Below are 23,802 nucleotides of genomic sequence, written 5' to 3'. Positions count from 1 at the left end.
CTGCGGTAGTTAGAACTGTGTGTCGTTAATCGCCAGACAGCACGCCGATTAACACGGTTCTGTCACACGCGATGACGCATTCCCGTCGGGTCCGTTCGCTTCGCTCACTCCCCCGACGTACTCACACCCATTAGCGTTCTGGAGATACCGTCAACTCCGTCGCTTTTTCAGTCCTCTGTTCGCCACAGGAAAGCCACAGCGGGCAGTTTGTGATTTCGATGAGAACGGTCGTAGCGCTCGCTCGTTCCACCGTTTCAGCTCTGCTGAAATGCTGAAAAAAGATGGAAATCACGTCGATTGTGAGACCGGACTGGGGACCGTGGCTCCACTCAATCGAGCGGTCGCACACGAGCACCGGTCCAGATACGCGCAGCTTATTCGAGGTCGAAGCGGTCGAGGGTCATCACTTTGTGCCACGTCTCTACGAAGTCGTGCACAAATTTCTCCTCGCCGTCAGCAGCTCCGTAGACTTCCGCGACGGTACGAAGTCGGGCGTTCGATCCGAAGATGAGGTCGAACCGGGACCCTTTCCACTGGACTTCGCCCGTCTCACGGTCGCGTAGCTCGAACACGTCCTCGGAGTCCGAGACCGGTTCCCACTCGGAATCCATGTCGAGCAGGTTCACGAAGAAGTCGTTAGTCAGCGTCTCCGGCTCGTCGGTGAAGACGCCGAGATCGGAGCCCTGGTAGTTCGCGTCCAGCGCCCGCATCCCGCCGACGAGGACCGTCATCTCTTCGACCGTCAGGTTCAGCAGTTCCGCCTTGTCCACCAGCAGTTCTTCGGGCTTCTCGTCGACACCGCTCTCGATGTAGTTCCGGAACCCGTCGGCTTTCGGCTTGAGCGCCTCGAACGACTCGACGTCGGTCTGTTCCTGCGTGGCGTCCGTCCGTCCGGGCTCGAACGGAATTTCCACGTCGTACCCGGCGTCTGCCGCCGCCTTCTCGACGGCCGCGTTACCGCCCAGCACGATCAGGTCGGCGAGCGAGACTCTGGTCTCATCAGATTGTGAACTGTTGAACTCGTCTTGAATACCTTCGAGCGTCTCCAATACCGTCTCAAGCTCTTCCGGCTCGTTCACTTCCCAGCTCCGCTGCGGTTCGAGACGGATGCGCGCGCCGTTTGCGCCGCCGCGCTTGTCGCTGTCGCGGTACGTCGATGCCGACGCCCACGCGGTCTTGACCAGTTGAGAGACGGAGAGGTCCGACCCGAGAATCTCCTCCTTGAGTTCGGCGGCCGCTTCGTCGTCGATGAGGTCGTAGTCGGCGTCCGGCAGGGGGTCCTGCCACAGCATTACTTCGTCCGGGACTTCGGGGCCGAGGAACCGCTCCGGCGGGCCCATGTCGCGGTGAATGAGCTTGTACCAGGCCTTTGCGAAGCACTCTTGGAACTCGTCGGGGTTCTCCTGGAAGCGCTCGAGAACCTCCCGGAAGTCCGGGTCTCGCTTCAGGGCGATGTCCGTGGTCAGCATCATCACGTCTTCCTTCTCCGACGGGTCCTCGACACCGGGTGCAGCGTCGTCTAACTCGCCACCCTGTGTGGTCCACTGCCAGGCACCGCCGGGACCCTGCTCAGGCCACCATTTGTACTCGAGCAAGTTGTCGATGTAACCCATGTCCCACTGAATCGGCGTGGTGTTCCACGGGCCCTCGATCCCGCTGGTGATCGTGTCGGGACCTTTGCCGGAGCCGTACTCGTTCTCCCAACCGAGACCCTGCAGGTCGATCGGAGCTGCTTCGGGCTCGGGTCCGAGGTTGTCGCCGGAGTCGGCGCCGTGGACCTTCCCGAAGGTGTGGCCACCAGCGATGAGGGCGACAGTCTCCTCGTCGTTCATCGCCATTCGGCTGAACGCCTGTCGGATGTTCTTCGCGGAGCCCTCGACGTCCGGCTCGCCGTTCGGACCTTCCGGATTCACGTAGATGAGGCCCATCACGGTGTTGCCGAGTGGTTCCTTGAGGTCGCCCTCCTCGTCGAAGCGGTCGGAGGAAGTCTTCTCCCACTCGTCCTCCGGACCCCAATCGACTGCCTTGTCGGGTACGTAGTCGTCTTCGCGGCCGCCGGCGAAGCCGAACGTCTCGAATCCCATCGACTCCAGCGCGACGTTCCCGGCCAAGACGATCAGGTCACCCCACGAGAGCTTGCGGCCGTACTTCTGCTTGACCGGCCAGAGCAGGCGACGAGCCTTGTCGAGGTTCACGTTGTCCGGCCAACTGCTGATCGGTGGGAGGCGCTGACGACCACCGGCCGCACCGCCGCGGCCGTCAACGGTGCGGTACGTGCCAGCGCTGTGCCACGCCATCCGAATGAAGAGCGGTCCGTAATGACCGTAGTCGGCAGGCCACCACTCCTGCGACGTGGTCATCACCGCTTCAATATCTTCCTTCACGGCCTCGAAGTCGAGTTTTTCGAACTCCTCGGCGTAGTCGAACTCCTCGCCCATCGGGTCGGTCTGACGAGCGTTCTGGTCGAGAATCTCCAGGTTCAACTGATTCGGCCACCAGTCTTGGTTGGACCTATTCATGCACGATTGGTTGTTCCTTTTTACTGATAAGATTGTCTAATTCAGAATGGGTATTTGCTGCACCATAAGCAATCTTTTGGATTTATAAAGGATTGTCAGTGGGTGGGTCACACCTGAATTCAGCACAGTTCGGGCGAGATATCACTGATGAATAATTTTGGCTGGGCGACTAGATGTATATTAAACTGGGAACCGAACCGGGAGGTATCGTGATACTGGTAGTGGACAACGCAGTGGAAGGTGGATACATGGCCGGCGAAGTCGCCCGCCTGTTACCCGGCGATGACGTGCGGATGTACAACTATCCGAACGGAGACGACGATCCATCGCTCGAGGACGTTGACGGCGTGGTCATCGGCGGAAGCGGCGCTGGCGTCTACGACGAACCGGACCAGCCGTGGATTACCCGACAGAAGGAGTTCGTCGAGGCAGTCATCGACGAAGAAATCCCGCTATTGGGGATCTGTTTCGGACACCAACTCGTAAACGAAGTACTCGGGGGCACCGTCGTCAACAGCGGAGAGTCCCGAAACTATCTCGTCGAAGCGTCGCTAGCCGAGATTCCCCTTTTTGAAGGAGTTAGAAACGTCGTCCCCGTCCTCCACTCCGATATCGTGACCGAACCGGGTGAAGGGATGGAAGTCGTCGGTACAGCCGACTACAACCGATACTTTGCGACGCGCCATCACGAGCGTCCAATCTGGACCGTCCAGTATCACCCCGAGTTCACGCCCGAAATCCGTCCTGAATACAGCGATTCGTGGGACGAAAGCGAGTACTCGTTCGAGGCGTCCACGGCGACACGAACGCTCGAAAACTTCTCCCAGTGCTGCCAACAACGGACATCCGTGAGCGACTGATTCGAAGACCAGTTTTTCACACTTTTTGGTTTGCCTAACAACCGAAACTTCTTTAGATTTTTAGGCCGGCCAAAATCCATGGACAAGGTACTTGCGACGCGCTGGACACCGACCCACCGAGCGTCTCTCGAACACGGCGATACAGCTGTCAATAGTCGTTCGCGCGTGAAGGCTGTAGATAGTTCGCGGACCGAGTCGGTGGCCGAACCGACGAAGCGCCGGAGATAGAAGCCAGCGCAATGTCCGAATTCGACGGGGGAAACACGGCTCCGTTCGGTGATCGACCGACAGAGACGGATTCGTACGTCGAGTCATCCGTCGTTCGATGGGGGAGCGGATGAGCGGCCGCCCGCAATATCTCATCGCGCTGTATATTGCCGAGCATCGAGAGTCGGCACCCGTCTCACCCGGTATCGTCGCATCGATGCTCAATCGATCATCAGCAACGGCAATAGAGACGTTCCATCGGTTGGACGACGAGGGACTGGTCACCTACAAACCGTACGACGGTGCCGAACTCACACAGGTCGGACGAGAGACGGCAGCAGAGTTGCATGACACGTACGTGACGCTCTCGTGGTTCTTCCGAAGCGTGCTCGAACTCGATGACTACGAATCCGAGGCGATGGAGATGGCGGGAGTCGTGAGTCCCGATATCGCGGATCGACTCGCATCGACACTCCCCTACGACGGCGACGCTGCTGTGGAGACACGAGGGGAACCATACGTTTCGACCGGTGACTCTGCTCAAGAGTGACTTCGCACGCCTCGAAAAGACGGAAATGAAACCACAAACCCCCTAAAACAGATTCTCAGGGTGCTAATCCGAGAACGCGAGCGATAGCGTACTCGTCGGATCCGTCACTAGAACGGTGGCTCGTAGTCTTTGTACTCTTCCATCTCCTCCATTTCTGCGGTCTTGTCCGGCATCACGGCCGCTCGGGGGCCACCTGCGCGACGGACAGTTACTTTCGAGATGTCGTCAACTTCGTCGGGGAGGCGATGTCTGATCGCTCGCATCGTCATCGGTGCAATACCGCATCCCGAGCAGGCACCACCGATGGCAACCGTCACTTCACCGGTTTCGTTATCGACGTCTTCGATCTCGAAGTGTCCGCCATGTTCCTGAATCTGCGGGACGTTGTTACTGAGGTAGTTTCGCGTTCTTCGTTCAAGACTTTCAGCACTCATACAGAATACCATACACCCGTATTTGTAATAAATCTGTGGTGTTTGGCGGGCCTAAATCTCCGTTTGTGAGGATTAGGCTAGCCAAATTCAGACATATTCAGTGTTTATTGGCAAGTAAATTTGATAATTCGAAATGTGCGTTTTGTCTCTAAAACGACATCGGCACGGTAGAGAACGACGTCACGAGACCAGAAACAGAGACTGTCTCACCCACACTGACAAGCGAATTTTTCTGGGAGACAGTTCTACCACAGTTGTGCCAGAGAAGGTTCGTGAACCGTCGCCGACCGGTTCAGAACGTGATGTCCCCACTGAGTCTTTACCGCAGTCGATCATAGAACAGTTCAATGACAAACTGGGACGAACGGTTCCGCTCCGGCGAGTATCCAAGCGATCCGGAGCCAGCACCGCTTCTCGAACAGTACGTCGATGCACTCCCACCGGGACGCGCACTCGACGTTGCGGCTGGTACCGGACGAAACGCCGTCTTCCTCGCCGAGGAAGGCTACGAAGTGGAAGCCATCGACCAGTCTCGCGAAGGGTTGCGAATCACGCGTGAGCGAGCACGTGACCGCGATGTTGCCGACCAACTCGACTGTCTCCAAGTGGACATCCCTTCTCACGAGTTTCCCCAAGACAGGTACGATCTCATTACGGTCAGCTTCTATCGCACGGTTGATCGGCTCCCAGATCTCATCGACGCACTCGCCGAAGACGGCGTTCTCTTCTACGAACATCATCTGCGGTCGACCGATCAGTACGAGGCGGGTCCGAGCGGTGACCAGTATCGCTTCGGGGCAAACGAACTGCTCCACACCTGCTTGGACCTCACCGTACTCGCGTTCGATGCGAAAACCGAATCCCGAGACGACGGCCGGACCGCAATGCGAACCCAAATCGTCGCCCGGAATTCGAGTGGACAAGCACAATCCTATCCGGCTGTCGGTCTGGATTCTTAAAAGAGGTGTTACTGTACGTCTGCGCGGGAGGCACGCGTGAGAAGACGGACAGCGATGCCGCCCAGAGCGGCGTTAGCCCCCAGAAGAACGATGAGCGAAGGGATAACTGTGTTCCAGAACCCCGAGAAGACGGTGACATGGAGAACAGACAGCGTGTCTTGACCGAGCATGAGCGCCCGGATGGCGTCAACACCGTAGGTGATCGGATTGAACACCGCGAACGTCCGAATCCAGCCCGGGAGGACCGAAAGGGGGAGAAACGCGCTGGAGACGAACAGTAACGGGAACGTCAGGAGGTTCGCAATCATGATTGTCGCCTCTCTGTCGCGGGTCACGAGCGCGACGATATTCGAGTACGCCATGAAGACACCGCCGAATATCACCGCGATGCCGACGATACCGATAGCGCCGATAGCTCCCGTCTGGAGATAGGTCTCGACCGAAGCAGCCGATTGCAGAAACAGCATCGCGTAGCCGAGAGCGAGGATGATCGCCGTCTGGATAGCGATGCGAACCACCTCCGAAAGGACCTTCCCTAGGAACATCGCCCCCCGATTCATCGGGGAGACGAGTATTTTCTCGAACATCCCCGTTTCGATGTCATCGACCAGCCCGATACCGGAGACGGCCGCCGCGGCGAGCGCAGATTGAATCACGATGGCCGGAGTGAGATACGTCACGTAGTTGATCTCGTCACCGAGTGTTTGGGAAAGCGTCCCACCAGCAATCGAACCGAAGACTTCGGCCATCAGCACGAAGAAGATGATCGGTTGCACGAGCGATGAGAACGTCACGAAGGGGTTTCGGGACGTCTTGATGAGCCATCGCTTGAGACTGACTCGGATGTCCACCACGAAACGGTTCCCCGATGCTCGCTGTGCAGTCCCGATTTCGGACGTGTCGGCATCGTCGGTGAATCGACTCATTTGGACACCTCCTGCATCGAGGTGACCCCGTGCTGTGGAGACAGATCAGAGGAGTTCGAACGTTCTCCAGTGATAGAGAGAAACACGTCGTCGAGCGTCGGTGACCTAATGTCGAGGCCGGTGACCGTGATGTCGGCGTCGTCGAGTGAGACGAAGAGGTCGGTCACGGCTTCTCTGGCGTGTTCGGACGTGATTATGAGACCGCGATCCGTCGTTTCGATAGTTGCGGCTTCGAAAGCGTTCGATTCACGAACGATTCTCGTTGCTCGCTCCGTTGTCCGTGCAGCGGGATCGTCCAGCGCCAACTCGATGATGTCGCCACCGACCCTCGACTTCAGCGCGTCCGGGGTGTCCGTTGCGATGATCTCACCGTCCTGAATGACGGCGAGACGGTCACAGAGCCGATCCACTTCCTCCAGATACTGGGTCGTCAGAACTACCGTCGTCCCTCGTTCGTTGATCGACCGGAGATACTCCCAAAACCGGATTCGTGCTTCGGGGTCGAGACCGGTCGTCGGTTCGTCGAGAAACACGACAGGCGGTCGATGGACGAGTACGGTGGCGGCATCCAGCCGTTTTTTCATTCCACCGGAGAAGTTCTCCGCCCGTTTGTCAGCAACGTGCGTCAAATTCACGAGCGCCAGTAACTCATCAACCCGTTCGTCTCGTTCGCCCGCCGGGACGCCGTAGATGTCACAGGCAAAGCGAACGTTCTCACGAGCGGTGAGTGCTTCATCAACGCTCGTCTCCTGTGCCATGTAACCGATAGATTCGCGGACCGCTTTCGAGTCATTCTCGATGTCGAATCCGTTGATACTCACCGAACCCAGATTCGGACGGAGTAGCGCGGCGAGCGTTTTGATCGTGGTCGTTTTGCCGGCACCGTTCGGGCCCAGAAAGCCGAAGAACTCGCCCGCCGAAACGGAGAGATTGACGCCGCAAACGGCTTCAGTACCGTCATCGTAGGTAACGTGTACGTCCGTCGCGTCGATTGCAAGTTGTGCTGCGTCTGATTGATCCGCGGCACCGGACTGATTCGCTGCGTCTGATTGATCCGCGGCACCGGACTGATTCGCTGCGTCTGATCGATCTGCGCGATTCGTCTGTACGGTCGAACGAGGGGCGTTCATCGCTGCACCGTCACGTTGGCGGCAGATTCGGCTAAGACTGTATCTCAGTCGTGAGGCCATTTATACGACAGCGAACGACTCCAACCGCATGCGGTGGTTCGACACCGGCGTCCTCACACCGGGAGCGGGGGCCACGTCGAGGCAACTGTCGTTTCGATGAGGTGGGTCTGTGCGCGACGAAGTCGTTCGGAAAGCGAAGACGCAGTAATACCGAGTTCGCCCGCGACATCGTCCAGAGACGCGGTCCGTGGAATCTCGAAGTATCCCATTTCGTAGGCCGTTCGGAGCGCCTCGCGCTGGGGGTCGGTAAGCCCATCACCCGGCTCTTCGGGTTCGCCGTCGTGGGTTAATCGGCGGAGCGAGAAGCCGGCGTTTTGCTGCCAGAATCGGCGGAACATATCAAACTCGTCCGTATTAGCGAACCACCCTGTTTGAATCCAACCGGAGGAGGTGACACGGATCCGCTCGATGATGGCATCGGTGGTAGCGAGCGCGCGGAGACCGTCGAGATCATCGATTTGTTCACCGAGTTTTGCTTCTAACCCGACCGCTGGGAGGATCTGATATCGGTGTGTCTCGCCCGCCCGTCCGACCAGAGTGTACTCTGCCGCGAATGCTCCCGACTCGAAGGCGCGTTCGATTGCATCAGGGTCCCCGTGCGTTATATGGGCGATAAACGGTGGCCGATTGCCGTGGTTGAACTGGATTGCAACCTCTATCATCGCCTCTGGCACGGCCGCCGCCACCTCGACGAGCGGGAGTGCATCACAATCGATTTCGAACTCGGCGACGAGACCCATATCGTTCCGATTTCGGTCGGGACTAATGTGGGTGTTGATGGCTCTCGACCCCGGATACACTCGGAAATTTGGCGGGCATTGTCTCGCCACATCCATACGAGATCCGCCACGAACGCTCCGCAACCACGTCTTTTCACTGACACTGAAATTGAAGCGCAGTGCCCAGAAGAATACCCGAGAAAGAATGCGACATGGTATCTGTTAACTCACCAGAGAACCAATCACGAGTATGTCGAAACACGAAGCGACCTTCGAGATACACTCAAAATCTGATTCGTACGCTGTGCGGCGCATCCTAGAACAAGCGTACGACACGATTCGAGAAGAGTCACGAAGCGTCCGAGAAGGAACAGACGACGCAACCGCGATCCTTCAAGAGTTCAAAACACTTCGAGAGGAAGCGAGACAACCAACGACGGGGAAACTGACGATTACCTACGAACAGTACGGTGACGAATTTGATAGCTGAACTGATATGAAGACAACAGAGAGATATTTCGAATAGACGACAAACCGATACATTTGAACCGACCTACCGGGATCACAACCGGATCATACCCTCACTAGACGGGTGAACTCGAAAAGAAACAAAGTCTCAGCACGGAAATTGAAAAAGTAAGAGAGCGTTCACATTGAATAGGTAGTGATTGCAATCCGACCGTCAATGTAAGGTGGGTTGACACTGAAAAGACTCACAGATGGGTGACAGACGGTCACAACCGACAACAGAGTGGTTGGAGAACGAGAAAGTAAAGCGGATCCTCACGGAGTATCTCGACGAGACAGACTACCGCATCTACAAGGAGCTAAACCGCGACGGTCGGATCTCCGACACAGAACTGGGCGAACGTGTCGGTCTGTCGCGGACCGCAGCACGCCGGCGGCGGGAGAAGCTACAGAGTGAAGGACTCGTTGACGTACTCGGGGTACTCGTACTCCAAGAGGCCGAACTCGCGTACGCCGACGCGTTCGTAACCCTCAATTCGGATATTAGTCAGGACGATTTCGATGACTTTCTTTCGAAAATCGAAGGCGAGGAACTCATCTACGAAATCGACGAGTACATGGGGAAATACGACCTGTTGCTCCGTGTGTGGCACGCGTCGCTCTCAGATATTAAGAGCTATCTCAGAGCACAGTTACAGACCCACGACGCGGTCGAACGGTACGAGACTGTGCCCGTGACGAAGACGCACAAGGCGTGGCACAAAATCCTCTCGAACAGCGATTAACTCGAGCAGCAACCGCGAGAGTGTCGAACGTGGTCTGTGTCATGGAGTGTCGGATTCACGCCCGTCGGTAGACGACGTCTGGCGGGCAACCAGAACGCTCTGCGTTCTGGTAACGCCCTAAAGGACGGGACTTTCTCCTTGAGTCAGATAGTCTGCAAGGCAGGGAAATATTCTGAGTCGGCTCTGTTGAACCCCAGTTACTGATAACCTCAAAGACGAGACGATTAGCACACTCGACCTCGTTGTCCAGCCTCGAGAGAAGGCAGGTACCGAACTCCTCATCGATGGCGAAATCGAACTCGGTGGCAGTGGATTACTCAGTAGTGGCTATTCACTGAGCGGGAGACTTGACTTGGAGTTCCCAACACTTGACGACCAGTAGAGGATAGTCGTTCAGTTCTGAGTACCCTGATTGAAAGACTCACCCGCTGTCTGTGTCAAGGTCTGAGGGTTTCAACAGAGCCCGAAATTACTGACCACCTGGTGGCTCGTGATCGTCTGAGAGGAATATGCTGTTTTGTTTCGGGTCGAAGTAGACTTCTAACGCCCGGAGTGCCCCAGCATAGGTCGCAATCATCACAAGCACGAATCCAATTAGACCGGAAAGGATGAGCCCGAGGACCATCATTCTGATCCTGTCACTCCCACATAATAAAAGGATACTAAGCAGTACGCATTCTTCACCCGGCTGTTTCAGCCCAGTTTATTCTGAAGAATGGAATTTCAACAGAGCCTCTGAGCCATATATAGGACACTCCATTCGGAGATCCCAATCCTATGCAATACATTAACAAACAGCCAGGTATGGCAACAGAAGGCAAACAGGCCGAGCAGACGTGGACAGTCGAACAGGAGCGGCACGCAAAGAGTATCGAAGAACTCGATCTCCACGAGATTCGCAGGCAACCAGTCGTCAAGTTCGTCACCGCGTTCCTGATCGGTGCAGTGTTCTTCCTCGTTCCCGTGCCGTATCAGGGTGAACTGACGGTCCCGTTCGACATCGTAGTGAGTACGATCACGGAGACCTTTCCCACGGCGGTCGGCGTGTACGCGCTTGCGATAATCGTCGCTGGCGGCGTGTTGACCACGGCGGCGAGAGTCGGTGACGGAACGGTTGCCGGATACGACCTCTCGTATTTCGATACATCGGTTGCATTCTGGATACTCCGTCTCGCGGGTGTCGTTGTCGCACCAGTCATGTTCTTTAAACTGGGCCCAAGCTGGCTCCACACTCCCGGAACTGGCGGTCTCATGTGGGGAACACTCGTGTACAGCGTCGGCGTCATCATCCCCATCGGCGCGGTGTTTATCACAATCTTCGTCGAGTTAGGAGGGTTGGAGTTCGTCGGGACAATCGCTCGCCCGGTGATGCGCCCGCTGTTCAAAATCCCTGGACGGGCGGCGCTGGACAGTCTCGCCTCGTGGGTCGGTTCGTACAGTGTCGGACTGTACGTCACCCGCAACGTGTTCGAACAGGGCGGCTACAACAAACGCGATGTGTTCACCATCGCAACGTGTTTTTCGACGGTGAGCATCGGGTTCGTCGGCGTCGTTGCGGCGACTCTCGATATTCTGCAACTGTTTCCGGTGGTCTTTGGAGCCTATTTCCTGTGCGTCATCGTGACTGCCGCAATCTTGGTTCGTATCCCTCCGATTTCGCGTGTGCCTGCGGAGTACATCACCGAACCCGATCCGGAGACAGCGTTTTCCGGATCGATCAGGGAGTACTTCCGTCTGGCACTGGCCGAAGCGGTCGAGAAAGCCGACGAAGGCGAGTCGTTCTTGGAGGCGGCCAAGCGGGGGTTCGTTGACGGGCTGAAACTCACGACACTCATCCTCGGAACGATCCTGACTGTGGGACTCGCGGCCACGTTACTGTCGGCGAATACGCCCATCTTCGACATTCTCGGCCGGCCGCTGACACCGGTGATTGCTGCGCTCGGGATTCCGAACGCGGAGACGGTCGCCCCGGCCACAATCGTCGGCATCACCGAGATGTACGTCCCCGTCCTCTTGGTCACGGAAACGGCGCTCAAAGCGAAGTTCTTCATCGCCGTGCTGGCCGTCTCTCAGCTGATCTTCTTTTCGAGCGTCGGCCCGATGACGATGGACATGTTCAGCGACGTTCCGATTCGCTTCCGTGACCTCGTGGCGCTGTTCGTCATGCGGACCGTCATTCTGGTCCCGATAATCGCAGGAATGACGCACCTCGCCGCGGCTATCGGTCTCCTCGGTTGAGCAGGGGACACTCCGGAACGCCGCGCCTTCCTGACAAACGACGCTCAGAGCAATTCGACGAACGCGTCCGCGAGTTTCTCCTCAGTGCGGCGAAGATGATGTTCGAGCGTGCGGCGCTGGATTCCGACTTCTTCGGCCAGTTCGGTCGTCGTGGTTTCACGGGGAATTTCGTAATAACCACGCTCGTGTGCGAGGGTGAAAATCTCGCGTTGACGGGGTGATAGTGTCGGTAAGAGCGCCTGCAACGACACGACAGGCTGGTCTGCAAACACCGCCGTGATTTCTCTCTTCGACTCTACGTGAACCTCGTACGTTTCGGTAATCTCGGCGTAGAAGTTCGTGAGATCCTCCGCACGGGAAGCAAGCACACGAACGCGCTTGGCACCGCCTTCGTAGCGGATTGGCGGCACAAGCAGGCAGTTGTTGGATTCCAGATACGGTTCGATGTTGTGCTTGCTGTGAGCCTTCAAACAGGCATCCGTAACGATTACGCGGCCGTGTTCGCCGCGGAGTTCGTTGTACACCCCGACCGTCTCCTCGATATGATCGAACACCTCCTCACCGACGCGACCATCGACGGAGAGCAGGTCACAGTGGTTGTTACACCACAACTCGATTCGCGCATCAGACCCAGCAGTCGCTCGTTCGTACGGGGTGTTGCTGTTAATTCGGAGTACGGCCTGATGCATAGTGACACACATCACTGCGCGTATAAATGAGTATCCTCATGGAGAGTGATAGGAACCAAAACGGCCGTTTACATCGATATACGAGATACTTACGAAGTGTCAGACTCCTCTCAGCCCATACTTCTTTGCGGGAATTTCATCGAGCGACGACTCACGGCAGGCGACCTGTCCATCGTCGATTAGCGTGAACGTATCGCCGACTGCAGCGGCAAAGTCGGGGTAGTGGGTCGAAACGACGAAAGAGATGCCCTCGTTCGTGAGTTCACGAATGAGATCAACGAGTGCGCGCGTCCCATCACCGTCGAGACCGGCCGTCGGTTCATCGAAAATGAGGTATTTCGGCTTCATGGCGAGGACGCCCGCCAGTGCGACGCGCTTTTTCTCGCCACCGCTCAGTCGGCTACACAGACGATCTTCGTAGCCCGCAAGGCCGACGCGGGAGAGCGCCCACTCGACGGCTTCAGTCGGGTCGGTGCCGAGGTTGATCGGACCGAACGCCACGTCCTGTTCGACCGTCGGGGCGACGAGTTGGTCGTCGGGGTCCTGAAACACGAATCCGACCTCCTGTCGGAGGCTGAGGAGGCTATCGTCGTCGTACTGAATCCGGTCGCCGTCGATCATCACGTGACCGCGGTCGGGTTCGAGAAGTCCGTTGAGATGCTTGAGAAGCGTCGATTTACCGGCGCCGTTCCGCCCGAGCAGGACCGTTACGTCTCCCGTCTCGGCGCGGAAGTCGATTCCACGGAGGATAGACTGTTCGTCGTAGCCGAAATGAAGGTCGTCAGTGCGTATCATAGCAGCTGTCCGAATTTCACGAACACGATGACAGCGAGCACACCCAGTGCGTACGCGTGACCGTGGCTCTCGTACTCTCGAACTGGGAAGCGACCGGAGTAGCACCGCGAGCGCATCGACAAGTCGAGTTGTTCTGCGCTGTCGAGCGAACTCAAAAGCAGTGATGTTGCGACGTGTTTCGTCGTTCGGAACGTCGAGCGTCGAGACGTGAACCCACCGCGGAGTTTTGCGGCGGTGTACAGCCGAATCGATTCGTCGATCAGTACCTGAATGCCGCGGTACACCAACAGCAGCATCTCGACAATCGAATCGGGAAGACCCAGTCTGTCCAACGCAGAGACGAGTTGCGGAACAGTCGTAGTGAGCGCGAGAAACGAGAGCACCGACAGCGACGCGACTGAGCGCAGGCCAGTCCGTATCGCAAGTCGAACCCCCTCCTCAGAGACGTGAAGGACGGAATACTCGAAGACCGTCTGACCGGGAGTGACGAACGTAATCAGGGCGAGGCTCGGGACCAGAAACCAGAACGGATACCGAACGAATCTGAAATACGCCCGTCCGACGGCGTGCGTCGTGAGAACCGAGAAGACAACGATGACGGCGACGAACGTCGGAAGGCGAGCGCTCGTCGCAGTCAACAACAGCGAGACCGCGACAAAATATACTTTCAGCGGCCCGTCGATGACCGGCGTCGCTTCGGCCTGAATGCCTTCAAGCGTCTGATGCATACGTCCCGTCCGTGAGGCGCTCGACGTAGTACGTCAGGACGAAGGCCGCAACACCTCCCTGTAGTGCGAACAGCGCCATCTCTCCGTACCCACCCGGTGGTTCCCATACGGGGCCCATCCACGGACTGTAGTTCGGATCCTTGTCTGTGATCGTTGCGACCGCCTGTTCGTCTGTCGCCCCCAGCCCAGACACCGCTATCGTACTGAGGATGACGAGACCGACAACCAACAGACCAGCCGCGAGCGGACGTTTCATGCTGTGACCCCCAGACGGTCTTTCGTAACTGAACCCACGCGAGCGAGATAGCCGACGAGTGCCGCCGCGATGACACCTTCGAGAATCCCAATGGGGACTTGCGTGATGGCGAACACCGCAACGAAGTCGATGACTGATGTGAGTATACCATCGATTCCACCACCTCCGGGGAACGCTACCCCAAGTTGGACCGATGTGGTGAGATACGTCGTCCAGTCAGCGAGTACCGCGGCGACGAACGTCGATTGTTCGAGCGAGAGGGACGACCGAACGGCACGGTATGCGACCCAACCGACGAACGGGCCGACGATTCCCATTGCCACAACGTTCGCACCGAGCGTCGTCAGTCCTCCGTGGGCAAGCAGTAAAGACTGATAGAGGAGGACGATAGCGGCGGCGAAAGCGGTGACTGCCGGACCGAACAGGACGACCATGACACCTGTCCCAGTCGGGTGCGAACTACTCCCGGTCACCGATGGGAGTTTGAGCGCCGAGAGAACGAAGACGAACGCCGTCCCGATTGCGATGAGCGCCTTCATTTTGGTGTCTGCCCGCATCGTTTTGATCGTTCGCTTGGCTCCGTAGGCGACGAACGGGAGCGCGACCGCCGTCCAAACGAACGCCCAAAACGGTGGCAAAAACCCTTCCATGATGTGCATTAGTGAATCTCTCCGTGTCGGTTCGATGAGAGCACCGACATAAATCAATTTTGATTGTTCTAACGCAACTCGGGTTTAATAATTACAGCCGCATCGGTTGTGAAACTCAGTTTGCTGTACTACAAGCATAATTGTTTTCAAACGTCGTCTGGATAGTAGATTCGAATGTCACGCGTAACGCTCCCGCACGACGCCAAGGCAGGACCGACGAAGTCGGAGGTGCGAGCGGTAACGCTCGACAAACTCGACTTACGTCCGACTGACCACTTCGTCGATGTCGGGTCGTGTACCGGGTCGGTTAGCATCGAAGCGGCGCAACGAGTCAAACGGGTGACCGCTGTCGAACGAAAGGCAAAGCGACTGGAGGTGACGCGGAAGAACCTCGCGGCGAACGAGTACGATGCCGACGTAGCGCTCCACGAGGCGGAAGCACCGGCAGGTCTCCCGGACGACGCGGATGCGATGTTCATCGGCGGGAGCCGGAACTTCGAGGCGGTGCTGGACCACGCCGTCAAATCCGAAATCGACCGCGTCGTCATGAACGTCTCGCGGGTCGAACCGACCGGTGCGGCAATCGAGGCCTTCCGCGAACGTGACCTGCTCGACGAAGTCGTCCAGATGCAGGTGAGCCACGGCTACGAACTCGCCGGAGCGACGAGTTTCAAATCCAACAATCCGGTGTACATCATCGTCGGACGGCGCGACGCCGGAGGGCTGGACTGATGACCGTCTACGGCGTCGGATTGGGTCCCGGCGATGCCGACCTCGTGACCGTCAAAGGAAAGCGGATTCTCGAATCGGTCGATGTGGTCTACTCTCCGGGCCGACTCTCGCGGACTGTCGCGCTGAACCACGTCCCCGAAGAACGAATCGGCGACCTCGACTTCCCGATGACGCGCGACCCGGACGAACTCCGACGCGCGTGGAAGGAAGCCGCCGCAGAGGTCGCAGAGAGAGCCGAATCGGGTGACGTTGCATTCGTGACGCTCGGCGACCCGAACGTGTATTCGACGTTCGGCCATCTCCGCCGGACGCTCGATGCGTTCCATCCAGCGGTCGAACTCGAAGTCGTGCCCGGCGTGAGTGCGATGACGGCGTTCGCCACCGCACTCGGCGTCGAAATCGAATCCGGAACCGGCCTCTCGCTCCGCGAGGCCGCAAACGGCGCGGCCCCGACCGGGCCTGATCGGATGATTCTGTTCAAGGTCACCGACGCCCCCGCGACCTACGAGGGGCTGACAGAAGCCGGATACGATGTAAAATTCGGACGCCGTCTCTTCATGGAGCAGGGTGAGACGCTCGTAACGTCGAATCCGCAGGAAATCGCAGAACGTGATTACTACACGCTGGCGTACGCAGAGCGCGAAGGTCTCGAACGTGACGTTGCGACCGCGGAGTTCGACGCTGAGTCGGCGGATACCGACGCGGTCGAGCCGGAGGTGTCGAAATGAGCGACCCCGTCGACGGCGACGCAGACACCGGCTTCACCGACAAGGAGGGGATTCCCTTCGTCGGTGCCGGGCCGGGCGACCCTGAACTGCTTACGGTCGCGGGGCGGCGACTCGTCGAAGAAGCAGACCTCGTCGTTCACGCCGGGTCGCTCGTCAACAGCGAACTCCTCGACGAGTACTGTGACCACGCCGAGCAGGTCAACAGCGTCGGCAAGGACCTCGAAGAGCTGATTCCGCTGATGGCCGACGCTTACGAATCCGGCGAGACGGTCGTCCGTCTTCACAGCGGCGACCCGGCGGTATACGGTGCGGCGCTCGAACAGATGGACGCGCTGGAATCCGAGGGCGTGCCGACGTACCTCGTTCCGGGCGTCACCTCCGCATTCGCCGCGAGCGCGACGCTCAGAACGCAGTTGACGCTGAACGAAGTCGCAAATCACGTCGTCTTTACCCGGCCACAGGGTCGGACGCTCTCTGCCGAAGAAGACCACATCAGCGACTTCGTCGGCTTCGGCGACACGACGGTGTGTATCTACCTCGGGACGCACGCCGTTGAAGAAACGATGGACCGACTGCTGGACGAGGGACACGACCCCGAGACGCCGGTCGCGGTCGTCTACCACGCCTCGTGGCCGGACGAGGACGTTATCGAAGGTACCATCGAGACGATTGGCCAGAAGGTGTCCGAAGCCGGCTATCGGGCTTCGGCACTCGTGATGATTGGCGAGGCGGTCACCGGCTCAGACTACGAGCGGTCGTTCCTCTACGGCGACTGGGCTCGCGGTGGTGACGCGCCGAACGACGGCGACGATTCTGAAACACAGGAGCGTGATACACAATGAGTGATTCTGATTCCGGAAGCGGACACTGTAGTACACCGGACAGCGACGGAGAAGTCGCCCGCGAGATTGCTATCGTCAGTTTCGAACGGAAACTGGAGACGGCCGAAGAGATCAAGCGGGACCTCGCGGACGACTACGACAGGATAGACATCCTCACCTACCACGGCGACGTGTTCGCCGAGCATTGGGGCGAATACGACTGTTTCGTCGGCCTGATGGCCAGCGGGATTGCCATGCGAAAGACCGCCGGCCTCCTCGACGACAAGTGGGAAGACCCCGCGGTCGTCGTCGTAGACGAAGAACTCACGTGGGCGATTCCGCTCACCGGCGGACATCACGGCGCGAATCAGGTCGCCTACGACCTCTCGAAACTCGGCGCGGTGCCGGCGATGACGACCGCCTCCGAGGCGGCCGGAAAGCAGGGTGTCGAGAGCAAGGCGAAGGCGCTCGACACACACGTCGTCAACGGCGATTCGACCGTTGCGACGAACCTCGCCGTCCTCAACGACGAACTCGGCCCAGTGGCCCGACTCGACGGACCGAAAGCCGTCCTCGTCGATGACGACGTGACCGTTCTCAAGCGAAACGGCGACGACGGCGTCGTCCTCGGCACCGGCAGCGTCTCCGGCGCGAAGAAAGAGCAGTTCCTGACCGCGTGGGAACGCGCACTCGACGACGCCGACTGCGACTGGGACGACGTTGACTTCGTCGCCACCGGCACGCGAAAGGCCGACGAACCCGGCATGCTCGACGCCGCCCAAGAAATCGATGCGGGCGTCGTCTACTTCGAGAAGGAGACGCTCACCGAGTTCGAGGGACCGACGCCGTCGCGGTCGAAGGAACTCATCGGCTGGCCGGGAATTGCTGAAGCGAGCGCGATTGCCGGCGGCCGCGACCACGAACTCATTGTCGAAAAGCAGCGCTACGACGACGCGGTGACCGTGGCGGTGGGACGATGAGCGAAGGCGCGGAGACGACGACAGACAGCCACGCGGAAGTCCCCGACGACTACGGAACACTCTACGTCGTCGGCATCGGTCCCGGTCTCCCGGATCACATGACCCAGCGTGCCAAGGAAGTCATCCAGACTTCCGATTGCGTCGTCGCCTCGAATCTCTATCAGGAATTCCTCCGCGACGATGGGACGCTTCCGCCAGAAGACAGCGACGACGGCCCGGAAGTCGTCCGTTCCTCGATGGGCCAACAGGTCGAACTGACCCGCGAAGCCTTCGAGCGAGTTCGAGACGGCGAGGACGTGGCGCACGTCTCCGGCGGTGACCCGAACGTCTACGGCAAGTCCGACCTCGTGTTCACGATGGCGGAATCCGACGACGCGACGGACGTTCCAATCGAAATCGTCCCCGGCGTGACCGCGGCACTCGGCGGCGCGGCGATGATGGGCGCGCCGCTGTCGAACGACTTCTGTACGATTTCGCTGTCCGACAAGTGGCGCGGGTGGGACGAAATCGAGGAGAAACTGCGCGCGGCCGCCATCAGCAACTTCGTCATCGTCCTGTACAACTGCTGGCGGAACTACACCCGCGCTATCGACATCGTCCGCGAAGAACGCGCCGACGATGTTCCGGTCGGCATCTTCAACGACGCCGGTCGCGGCGAGGCGGGTCGAAATCTGGACGACGAGACGTTCTCGATTACGACTCTCGGCGACGCGAAGTCGCACGACGACGACGTCGGCGGAATGGGAACGTCGATTCTCATCGGCACGCACGAGACCGAACCGTGGAGTAACGACTACGAAACGTACCTCGTCACGCCCCGCGGCGGGCGCGACGTTGACGACTTCTAATCATGAGCGAAAGTAACACACAATCCGAATCGAAGTGCGGCGGAAAGACGAGCGAATCGAGCGAAGAAACAACCTCGAAGTGCGGTGGGTCCTCGAAATCGAAGGACACCTCGTCAAGTTCCAAATGCGGGAGTTCGAAGAAAGAACAGACTGACGAGAAGGTCGAAGCGACCGTCGAGGACTTCGACGCCGAACCGGGCCAACTCGTCGCGGTCGGCCTCGGTCCCGGCCGAGCGAGTGAGATGACGACGCTGGCGAAAGAGACGCTCCGAGACGCAGAACACATCGTTGGTTACACGACGTACATCGAACTCCTCCCCGACGACATCGTCGAGGGTGCCGAGGACATCTACTCGACGCCGATGTGTGGCGAAGTCTCCCGGACCGAGGAGGCAATCGACCGAACGCTCGCCGGCAACGACGTGGCAATCGTCGGGAGCGGCGACCCGAACGTCTACGCGCTGGCTGGGCTTGCACTCGAAATCCTCGAATCGAAAGGTGCGACCGCAAGCATGGTCGATTTCGACGTGGTTGCTGGCGTCCCCGCCGCACAGTCCTGTGCCGCACGACTGGGTGCGCCCTTGGTGAACGACACGGTCACCATCAGCCTCTCGGATCACCTGACGTCGATGCCGACCATCGAATCTCGCCTGCACTCGGCCGCAAAAGAGGGCTTCACCATCGTCATCTACAACCCGTGGAGTCGCAAGCGGCGGTCGAACTACGAGAAGTGTTGCGAGATTCTGCTCGAACACCGCGACCCCGAGACGCCGGTCGGTATCGTCCACGGCGCGGGCCGCGAGGACGAGGAAGTCGAAATCGTCGAACTCCAAGACCTTCCCGAACTCGGCGAAACGGACCTCATAGACATGACGACGACGCTACTCGTCGGCAACGAGGAGACCTACGTCTGGGACGGCCGGATGGTGACCCCCCGCGGCTACGAGCAAAAATACGAGTACTGAGATGTTCGAAATCGAAATCGACCGGACGGCCTGCGACGGCATCTTCGCGTGTCTCGCCCGCGACGGCCGATTCGTCGAAGACGAAACGGGACTCGCAACGATTGATGCGGACGCCGAGGGCGTCATTGAAGTCGCACGCGACGACGAGCGAAACAGCGTCGTCGCGACGGTCGAAGGAAATATCGATGACGCGCAGCTGGCGGCGCAGGCGTGTCCACCTGACGCAATTACGGTTCGAGAGGTAGACACATGAGCGACACTGACATCGAACCCGCGTCGGATCTCCTGAAGGGCGCACCCGAGACAGCCTATCTCTGGGGACACGTCGCAGGAAGCGGCGACATTCAGCCGGGCGAGTTCACGATCAGTACGAACGACGAGACGTGTGCGGACCGCCTCGCGGCTATCGCTGGCGGCGGCGACATCGACCAGCGGGAGACCGAGCGGCCCTACGCACACAACACCGCAGTCACCCGGACAAAAGACGAGTATCTCGTGACGGTCGAGGGTGACGTTGTCTCGAACGCGACTGCGGCGTTCGGGCTTCCAGTCGGTGACGACGCCGGAGGCTACCGATTCGACGTGTTCGAAGAATTTCAGCGGCAACTCCTCCGCGGACTCCTCGAAAGTTGCGGAACCGTCTGTTTCAAGTCGTCCAGCGGGACGGTCGGCATCTCGTTTGTCCACGATGACCGGAAACTGCTGGAGACGGTTGATAGCCTGCTCGACGCCTGCCCGGTTGACGCGCCGACGGGCGAAATTAGTGAAACCTCGTCCGGCGGCTACTGGTTCGGTCTCGACGACGACGCGGCGGCCCCGTTCGGCACGTGGGTCTACGACGGAAGCGACGAGACGAACCTGTTCGCACCGACACGACGACAGAAGCTGACACGAAGCCTCGAACAGGCCGAAAACTGATGCGTACCGAGCAGCCCTCACTCGACGACGACGCGATACTCCTCGTCGGACACGGGTCGCGCCGGGAGAAGTCGAACGAACAGGTTCGGACACTCGCCGGTAAACTGGAAACCGAACTGTCCGTACCCGTCGATGCGGCGTATATCGAGCTTGCTGAGCCGTCAATCGAGGACGCTATCGAGACGTTGGCACCGACCTGTCGGACGCTGACGGTGATCCCGCTGTCGTTGTTCGCCGCCAGCCACGTCAAAAACGACGTGCCGATGGCGGTTCAGACCGCCCGGACGAAGTACGATGACGTGACGTTCCACTTCGGGTCGCATCTCGGAATCCATCCGTCGATTGTGGACCTGCTCGATGACCGCATCCGGACTGTCGAATCCGATCTCGGAGTTGACCGAGACAACGACGACGTGGCCGTGGTGCTGTGCGCTCGCGGGTCGAGCGACCCGGACTCCAACGGCGACGTACACAAGCTTTCGCGGCTGCTGTACGAAGGCCGCGAGTTCACTCGCGTCGAACCGTCGTTCATCGGCGTCACGTCGCCCCGACTCGAAGACACGCTCCACAGCGTCGCAAAGGACCGACCGGACGCGGTCGTCGTCGTCCCCTACATGCTCGGTGACGGCGTCCTGACGCAGCGGATCATCGATACGGCGGAGACGTTCGATGACGAATATCCGTACGTTCGTGCCGGCGCGTCCGGCCCGCTCGGAACCGACGAACGACTCGTGGACGTACTCGCGGACCGCTGTCAGGAAGCGCGCTCCGGAAGCGTCGAGATGTCGTGTGACACCTGCAAGTACAAAGTCGAACTGTCGGGGTACGAAGACGACCAAGGCGGCGCGCGGGCGATGCTCCGCTCGCTCGTCCATCAGGCCGAACACGCCGACCGCAGCGACGTGGACGACGACCCGCACGTCCACGATGCGCCCGCAAAACACGTTGCCGTCTGTACGAACCAGACCTGTGCCGCAAGCGGCGCTGCGACCGTGCTCGAACAACTCAGACAACACGCGCGAGATTCGGACGACTGCGACGTTCACTTCTCGCGGAGTTCGTGTCTGGGGCAGTGCGGCGACGGCCCCATCGTCGCCGTCTACCCCGACAGCATCTGGTACGGGAGCGTGACACCCGACGACACAGAACGCATCGTTTCGTCCCACCTCGAACGGGACCGCATCGTCTCCGACCTCGTACACCAATCACTCTAATCATGGCATGCGCTGAACTCGAAGCACTGCGACTCGCACTGATGAACATTACCGGAACCGTCGATGAGGGCGTCAAACAACACGCTGAGGCCGAACTCGAAGGCTATCTGGACGAACCCGGCCCGATACAGGCGCTGGCCGAAGCATCGACACTGGACGAGGCACAGCGTCATCTCGACGCCGCGCTCGTCGAACTTGAAGAGGAAGCGATGCAGGCCGACGACGACGACCCGCAGTCCGGATACCTCCGTGGGCGCGTGGTCGCTGTTCGGGACGCCCAACGGACGCTGAGCCGTCTCCGCGGACAGACGGACTCGTTCCTCGAAGACCTCGGCGAAGCACACCACACGCTCCACGAAACGTTCCCGGTCGAGGAGTGAGAGACTCGATGGCCGCCTTCACGAACCGAACTGAACTGGGCGACCTCGAAGCCGCGGCGAGCAGACACAACTGGGCGCGGTCCGCCGTCGCCGCCGCCGCCGGACGGGTGTTCGTGGGAACGAACGACGGACAGGTATCCGCGTTCGACTCGGCTCTCGACAGCGAACTGTGGTCTGCGGACGGCGCGACAAGCGTCGTATCGATGGCCGCAACCGACGACTGCCTCGTCGTCGGCGAACGCGGCGAAGATAGCTCGCTGCGCGTGCTAGACCCGGAGACGGGTGAGCGTCGCTGGGAGTACGCGACGACCGACGACATCGGGACCGCGACGAAGGAGTCGCTGTTTTTCTACCCGTACGTCGTCGATGTCGCGGTCACGGACGACCGGGTAATCGCCGCCGCCAGACGGTACGAACGCGACGGCGACGAGCGAGTCTGGTCGAGCGTCGTCCTCGGCTTCGACCGCGACGGAGCAGTCCAGTGGCGCTACCGAGTCGGTGCCTCACCAATCGCGCTGACTGTCGAGAACGGCCGCGTCGCCGTCGCGTACAACCGGTGTCCGAAGCCCGACCAAGACGGTCTCGTCGTACTGGATAGCGAAACTGGCGACACTCTCACGACGTGGGATCCCGACACCGACGAAGACCGGCGCGTCGGTGACGTGGCGTTCGCGGACGGCGATATCGCCGTCTGTTGTCACGGTGACAAACGCGGTTACCTGCTCGACTCCGACGGCCACGAGCAGTGGGGGTTCGACCTTGCGACGAAGCAGGACATCGATGGGGAGACGGTGTACGCCTATCCGAATCACGTCTGCGTCGCCGACGGCGTTGCCGTCTTCGTAACGGGCAACACGTTCGCCGAATCGACGCGCGACCCGGACGCAAGACATCCGGACGAACATACCGCATTCGCGGTCGAAAACGGAGAGCAACTGTGGACGCACAGCAACGGTGGCTTCGCCCGCGCAGCCAGATCGAGCGACGGGCGCGCGATCATCCCGTCGGCGCAGAACTTCCGGCGGCGAAGCGCCGAAACGCACGGTGTCCACACGTTCGACGCCGAGGAAGGCCACGTCGAGACGGATTCGATTGCGGGTATCCCGACGGCAGTCGCAGTTGGTGACGACGTTCTCGCGGTAGTCGAGGAACCCGTCGAATACCACGACGAAGGCGTCACCCACGGCGCGTATCGACTCCACACACGTCCGGCGACGCGGTAGTTCGTCAGGAATAGTAAGAC

At 59.5% G+C, this 23,802-nt stretch carries 28 protein-coding genes; 17 read left to right on the top strand and 11 right to left on the bottom strand.

Features of this window, described 5'->3' with window-relative positions; genetic code table 11:
• Positions 1–374: 374 nt before the first annotated feature.
• The gene (katG, locus tag HBOR_RS01785; protein WP_006057167.1) at positions 375–2,519 is read right to left on the bottom strand and encodes a catalase/peroxidase HPI; all 2,145 of its coding nucleotides are present in this window, start codon (positions 2,517–2,519) and stop codon (positions 375–377) included.
• Between the two features lie 173 nt (positions 2,520–2,692).
• Between katG and HBOR_RS01780 the strand changes: the two genes are divergently transcribed.
• Both HBOR_RS01780 and HBOR_RS01775 read left to right on the top strand, forming a co-directional pair.
• The gene (locus HBOR_RS01780) at positions 2,693–3,379 is read left to right on the top strand and encodes a type 1 glutamine amidotransferase (RefSeq protein ID WP_006057166.1); all 687 of its coding nucleotides are present in this window, start codon (positions 2,693–2,695) and stop codon (positions 3,377–3,379) included.
• 337 nt (positions 3,380–3,716) lie between these two features.
• Complete coding sequence (locus HBOR_RS01775) at positions 3,717–4,136, top strand: metal-dependent transcriptional regulator (protein WP_006057164.1); 420 nt, start codon at positions 3,717–3,719, stop codon at positions 4,134–4,136.
• 107 nt (positions 4,137–4,243) lie between these two features.
• Here HBOR_RS01775 and HBOR_RS01770 read toward each other — a convergent pair whose 3' ends face one another.
• Positions 4,244–4,570: a NifU family protein gene (locus HBOR_RS01770; RefSeq protein ID WP_013440430.1), complete on the bottom strand. Its 327-nt coding sequence runs from the start codon at positions 4,568–4,570 to the stop codon at positions 4,244–4,246.
• Positions 4,571–4,917: 347 nt separating this feature from the next.
• Between HBOR_RS01770 and HBOR_RS01765 the strand changes: the two genes are divergently transcribed.
• A complete protein-coding gene (locus HBOR_RS01765) occupies positions 4,918–5,529 on the top strand; it encodes a class I SAM-dependent methyltransferase (RefSeq protein ID WP_006057162.1) in 612 nt (203 codons plus the stop codon).
• 8 nt (positions 5,530–5,537) lie between these two features.
• Here the strand turns inward: HBOR_RS01765 and HBOR_RS01760 are convergent, their stop codons facing one another.
• From HBOR_RS01760 to HBOR_RS01750, 3 genes are all read right to left on the bottom strand, one after another.
• Positions 5,538–6,455 carry an ABC transporter permease gene (locus tag HBOR_RS01760; RefSeq protein ID WP_006057161.1) on the bottom strand — a complete coding sequence of 306 codons (918 nt, stop codon included), beginning with the start codon at positions 6,453–6,455 and terminating at the stop codon, positions 5,538–5,540.
• On the bottom strand, positions 6,452–7,585 hold the full coding sequence (locus tag HBOR_RS01755; RefSeq protein ID WP_006057160.1) for an ABC transporter ATP-binding protein: 1,134 nt from the start codon (positions 7,583–7,585) through the stop codon (positions 6,452–6,454). The genes HBOR_RS01760 and HBOR_RS01755 overlap by 4 nt, the downstream gene beginning before the upstream one ends.
• Positions 7,586–7,698: 113 nt before the next feature.
• The gene (locus HBOR_RS01750; RefSeq protein WP_006057159.1) at positions 7,699–8,385 is read right to left on the bottom strand and encodes a helix-turn-helix domain-containing protein; all 687 of its coding nucleotides are present in this window, start codon (positions 8,383–8,385) and stop codon (positions 7,699–7,701) included.
• 229 nt (positions 8,386–8,614) lie between these two features.
• Here HBOR_RS01750 and HBOR_RS01745 point away from each other — a divergent pair, with 229 nt between their 5' ends.
• Positions 8,615–8,854, top strand: a complete 240-nt coding sequence (locus tag HBOR_RS01745) for a hypothetical protein (RefSeq protein WP_006057158.1) — start codon at positions 8,615–8,617, stop codon at positions 8,852–8,854.
• Between the two features lie 229 nt (positions 8,855–9,083).
• Positions 9,084–9,617: an Lrp/AsnC family transcriptional regulator gene (locus tag HBOR_RS01740; protein WP_006057157.1), complete on the top strand. Its 534-nt coding sequence runs from the start codon at positions 9,084–9,086 to the stop codon at positions 9,615–9,617.
• A gap of 469 nt (positions 9,618–10,086) precedes the next feature.
• Here the strand turns inward: HBOR_RS01740 and HBOR_RS19820 are convergent, their stop codons facing one another.
• Positions 10,087–10,245, bottom strand: a complete 159-nt coding sequence (locus HBOR_RS19820; protein ID WP_006057156.1) for a hypothetical protein — start codon at positions 10,243–10,245, stop codon at positions 10,087–10,089.
• A 176-nt stretch (positions 10,246–10,421) separates the two neighbouring features.
• On the opposite strand from HBOR_RS19820, the gene HBOR_RS01735 reads away from it, so the two are divergent.
• Positions 10,422–11,855: a YjiH family protein gene (locus tag HBOR_RS01735; protein WP_006057155.1), complete on the top strand. Its 1,434-nt coding sequence runs from the start codon at positions 10,422–10,424 to the stop codon at positions 11,853–11,855.
• Positions 11,856–11,899: 44 nt separating this feature from the next.
• On the opposite strand, the gene HBOR_RS01730 is transcribed toward HBOR_RS01735, so the two are convergent.
• The 5 genes from HBOR_RS01730 to HBOR_RS01710 all read right to left on the bottom strand — a co-directional run bounded on the left by HBOR_RS01730 (position 11,900) and on the right by HBOR_RS01710 (position 14,982).
• Positions 11,900–12,544 carry a helix-turn-helix domain-containing protein gene (locus tag HBOR_RS01730; RefSeq protein WP_006057154.1) on the bottom strand — a complete coding sequence of 215 codons (645 nt, stop codon included), beginning with the start codon at positions 12,542–12,544 and terminating at the stop codon, positions 11,900–11,902.
• A gap of 99 nt (positions 12,545–12,643) precedes the next feature.
• On the bottom strand, positions 12,644–13,339 hold the full coding sequence (locus tag HBOR_RS01725; protein WP_006057153.1) for an energy-coupling factor ABC transporter ATP-binding protein: 696 nt from the start codon (positions 13,337–13,339) through the stop codon (positions 12,644–12,646).
• Entirely contained in the window at positions 13,336–14,067 is a 732-nt protein-coding gene (gene cbiQ / locus HBOR_RS01720) for a cobalt ECF transporter T component CbiQ (protein ID WP_006057152.1), read from the bottom strand. Before cbiQ ends, HBOR_RS01725 begins: the two co-directional genes overlap by 4 nt.
• Entirely contained in the window at positions 14,051–14,323 is a 273-nt protein-coding gene (locus HBOR_RS01715; RefSeq protein ID WP_006057151.1) for an energy-coupling factor ABC transporter substrate-binding protein, read from the bottom strand. Before HBOR_RS01715 ends, cbiQ begins: the two co-directional genes overlap by 17 nt.
• Positions 14,320–14,982, bottom strand: coding sequence for an energy-coupling factor ABC transporter permease (locus HBOR_RS01710; RefSeq protein ID WP_006057150.1), 663 nt, complete (start codon positions 14,980–14,982; stop codon positions 14,320–14,322). The genes HBOR_RS01715 and HBOR_RS01710 overlap by 4 nt, the downstream gene beginning before the upstream one ends.
• A 165-nt stretch (positions 14,983–15,147) precedes the next feature.
• On the opposite strand from HBOR_RS01710, the gene cbiT reads away from it, so the two are divergent.
• The 11 genes from cbiT to HBOR_RS01655 are packed head-to-tail and all read left to right on the top strand — an operon-like array spanning position 15,148 to position 23,782.
• A complete protein-coding gene (gene cbiT / locus HBOR_RS01705; RefSeq protein WP_006057149.1) occupies positions 15,148–15,705 on the top strand; it encodes a precorrin-6Y C5,15-methyltransferase (decarboxylating) subunit CbiT in 558 nt (185 codons plus the stop codon).
• Positions 15,705–16,433, top strand: a complete 729-nt coding sequence (locus tag HBOR_RS01700; RefSeq protein WP_006057148.1) for a cobalt-factor II C(20)-methyltransferase — start codon at positions 15,705–15,707, stop codon at positions 16,431–16,433. Before cbiT ends, HBOR_RS01700 begins: the two co-directional genes overlap by 1 nt.
• Entirely contained in the window at positions 16,430–17,275 is an 846-nt protein-coding gene (locus HBOR_RS01695) for a cobalt-precorrin-4/precorrin-4 C(11)-methyltransferase (RefSeq protein WP_006057147.1), read from the top strand. Before HBOR_RS01700 ends, HBOR_RS01695 begins: the two co-directional genes overlap by 4 nt.
• Complete coding sequence (gene cbiG / locus HBOR_RS01690; protein WP_006057146.1) at positions 17,272–18,234, top strand: cobalt-precorrin 5A hydrolase; 963 nt, start codon at positions 17,272–17,274, stop codon at positions 18,232–18,234. Before HBOR_RS01695 ends, cbiG begins: the two co-directional genes overlap by 4 nt.
• Entirely contained in the window at positions 18,231–19,082 is an 852-nt protein-coding gene (locus HBOR_RS01685; protein ID WP_006057145.1) for a precorrin-3B C(17)-methyltransferase, read from the top strand. The genes cbiG and HBOR_RS01685 overlap by 4 nt, the downstream gene beginning before the upstream one ends.
• Positions 19,083–19,084: 2 nt before the next feature.
• Complete coding sequence (cobJ, locus tag HBOR_RS01680; protein WP_006057144.1) at positions 19,085–20,047, top strand: precorrin-3B C(17)-methyltransferase; 963 nt, start codon at positions 19,085–19,087, stop codon at positions 20,045–20,047.
• A gap of 1 nt (position 20,048) precedes the next feature.
• On the top strand, positions 20,049–20,300 hold the full coding sequence (locus tag HBOR_RS01675; protein WP_006057143.1) for a ferredoxin: 252 nt from the start codon (positions 20,049–20,051) through the stop codon (positions 20,298–20,300).
• A complete protein-coding gene (locus HBOR_RS01670; protein ID WP_006057142.1) occupies positions 20,297–20,965 on the top strand; it encodes a hypothetical protein in 669 nt (222 codons plus the stop codon). The genes HBOR_RS01675 and HBOR_RS01670 overlap by 4 nt, the downstream gene beginning before the upstream one ends.
• Positions 20,965–22,179 carry a CbiX/SirB N-terminal domain-containing protein gene (locus HBOR_RS01665; RefSeq protein ID WP_006057141.1) on the top strand — a complete coding sequence of 405 codons (1,215 nt, stop codon included), beginning with the start codon at positions 20,965–20,967 and terminating at the stop codon, positions 22,177–22,179. The genes HBOR_RS01670 and HBOR_RS01665 overlap by 1 nt, the downstream gene beginning before the upstream one ends.
• Before the next feature lie 2 nt (positions 22,180–22,181).
• Positions 22,182–22,559, top strand: a complete 378-nt coding sequence (locus HBOR_RS01660; RefSeq protein WP_006057140.1) for a DUF3209 family protein — start codon at positions 22,182–22,184, stop codon at positions 22,557–22,559.
• Positions 22,560–22,567: 8 nt separating this feature from the next.
• The gene (locus HBOR_RS01655) at positions 22,568–23,782 is read left to right on the top strand and encodes an outer membrane protein assembly factor BamB family protein (protein ID WP_006057139.1); all 1,215 of its coding nucleotides are present in this window, start codon (positions 22,568–22,570) and stop codon (positions 23,780–23,782) included.
• Positions 23,783–23,802: the final 20 nt, after the last annotated feature.

The sequence above is a fragment of the Halogeometricum borinquense DSM 11551 genome (assembly GCF_000172995.2).
GTDB classification, from domain to species: Archaea; Halobacteriota; Halobacteria; order Halobacteriales; family Haloferacaceae; genus Halogeometricum; species Halogeometricum borinquense.
Note: the sequence above shows the minus strand (reverse complement) of the source record. Positions and strands in the feature narration are given on the sequence as shown.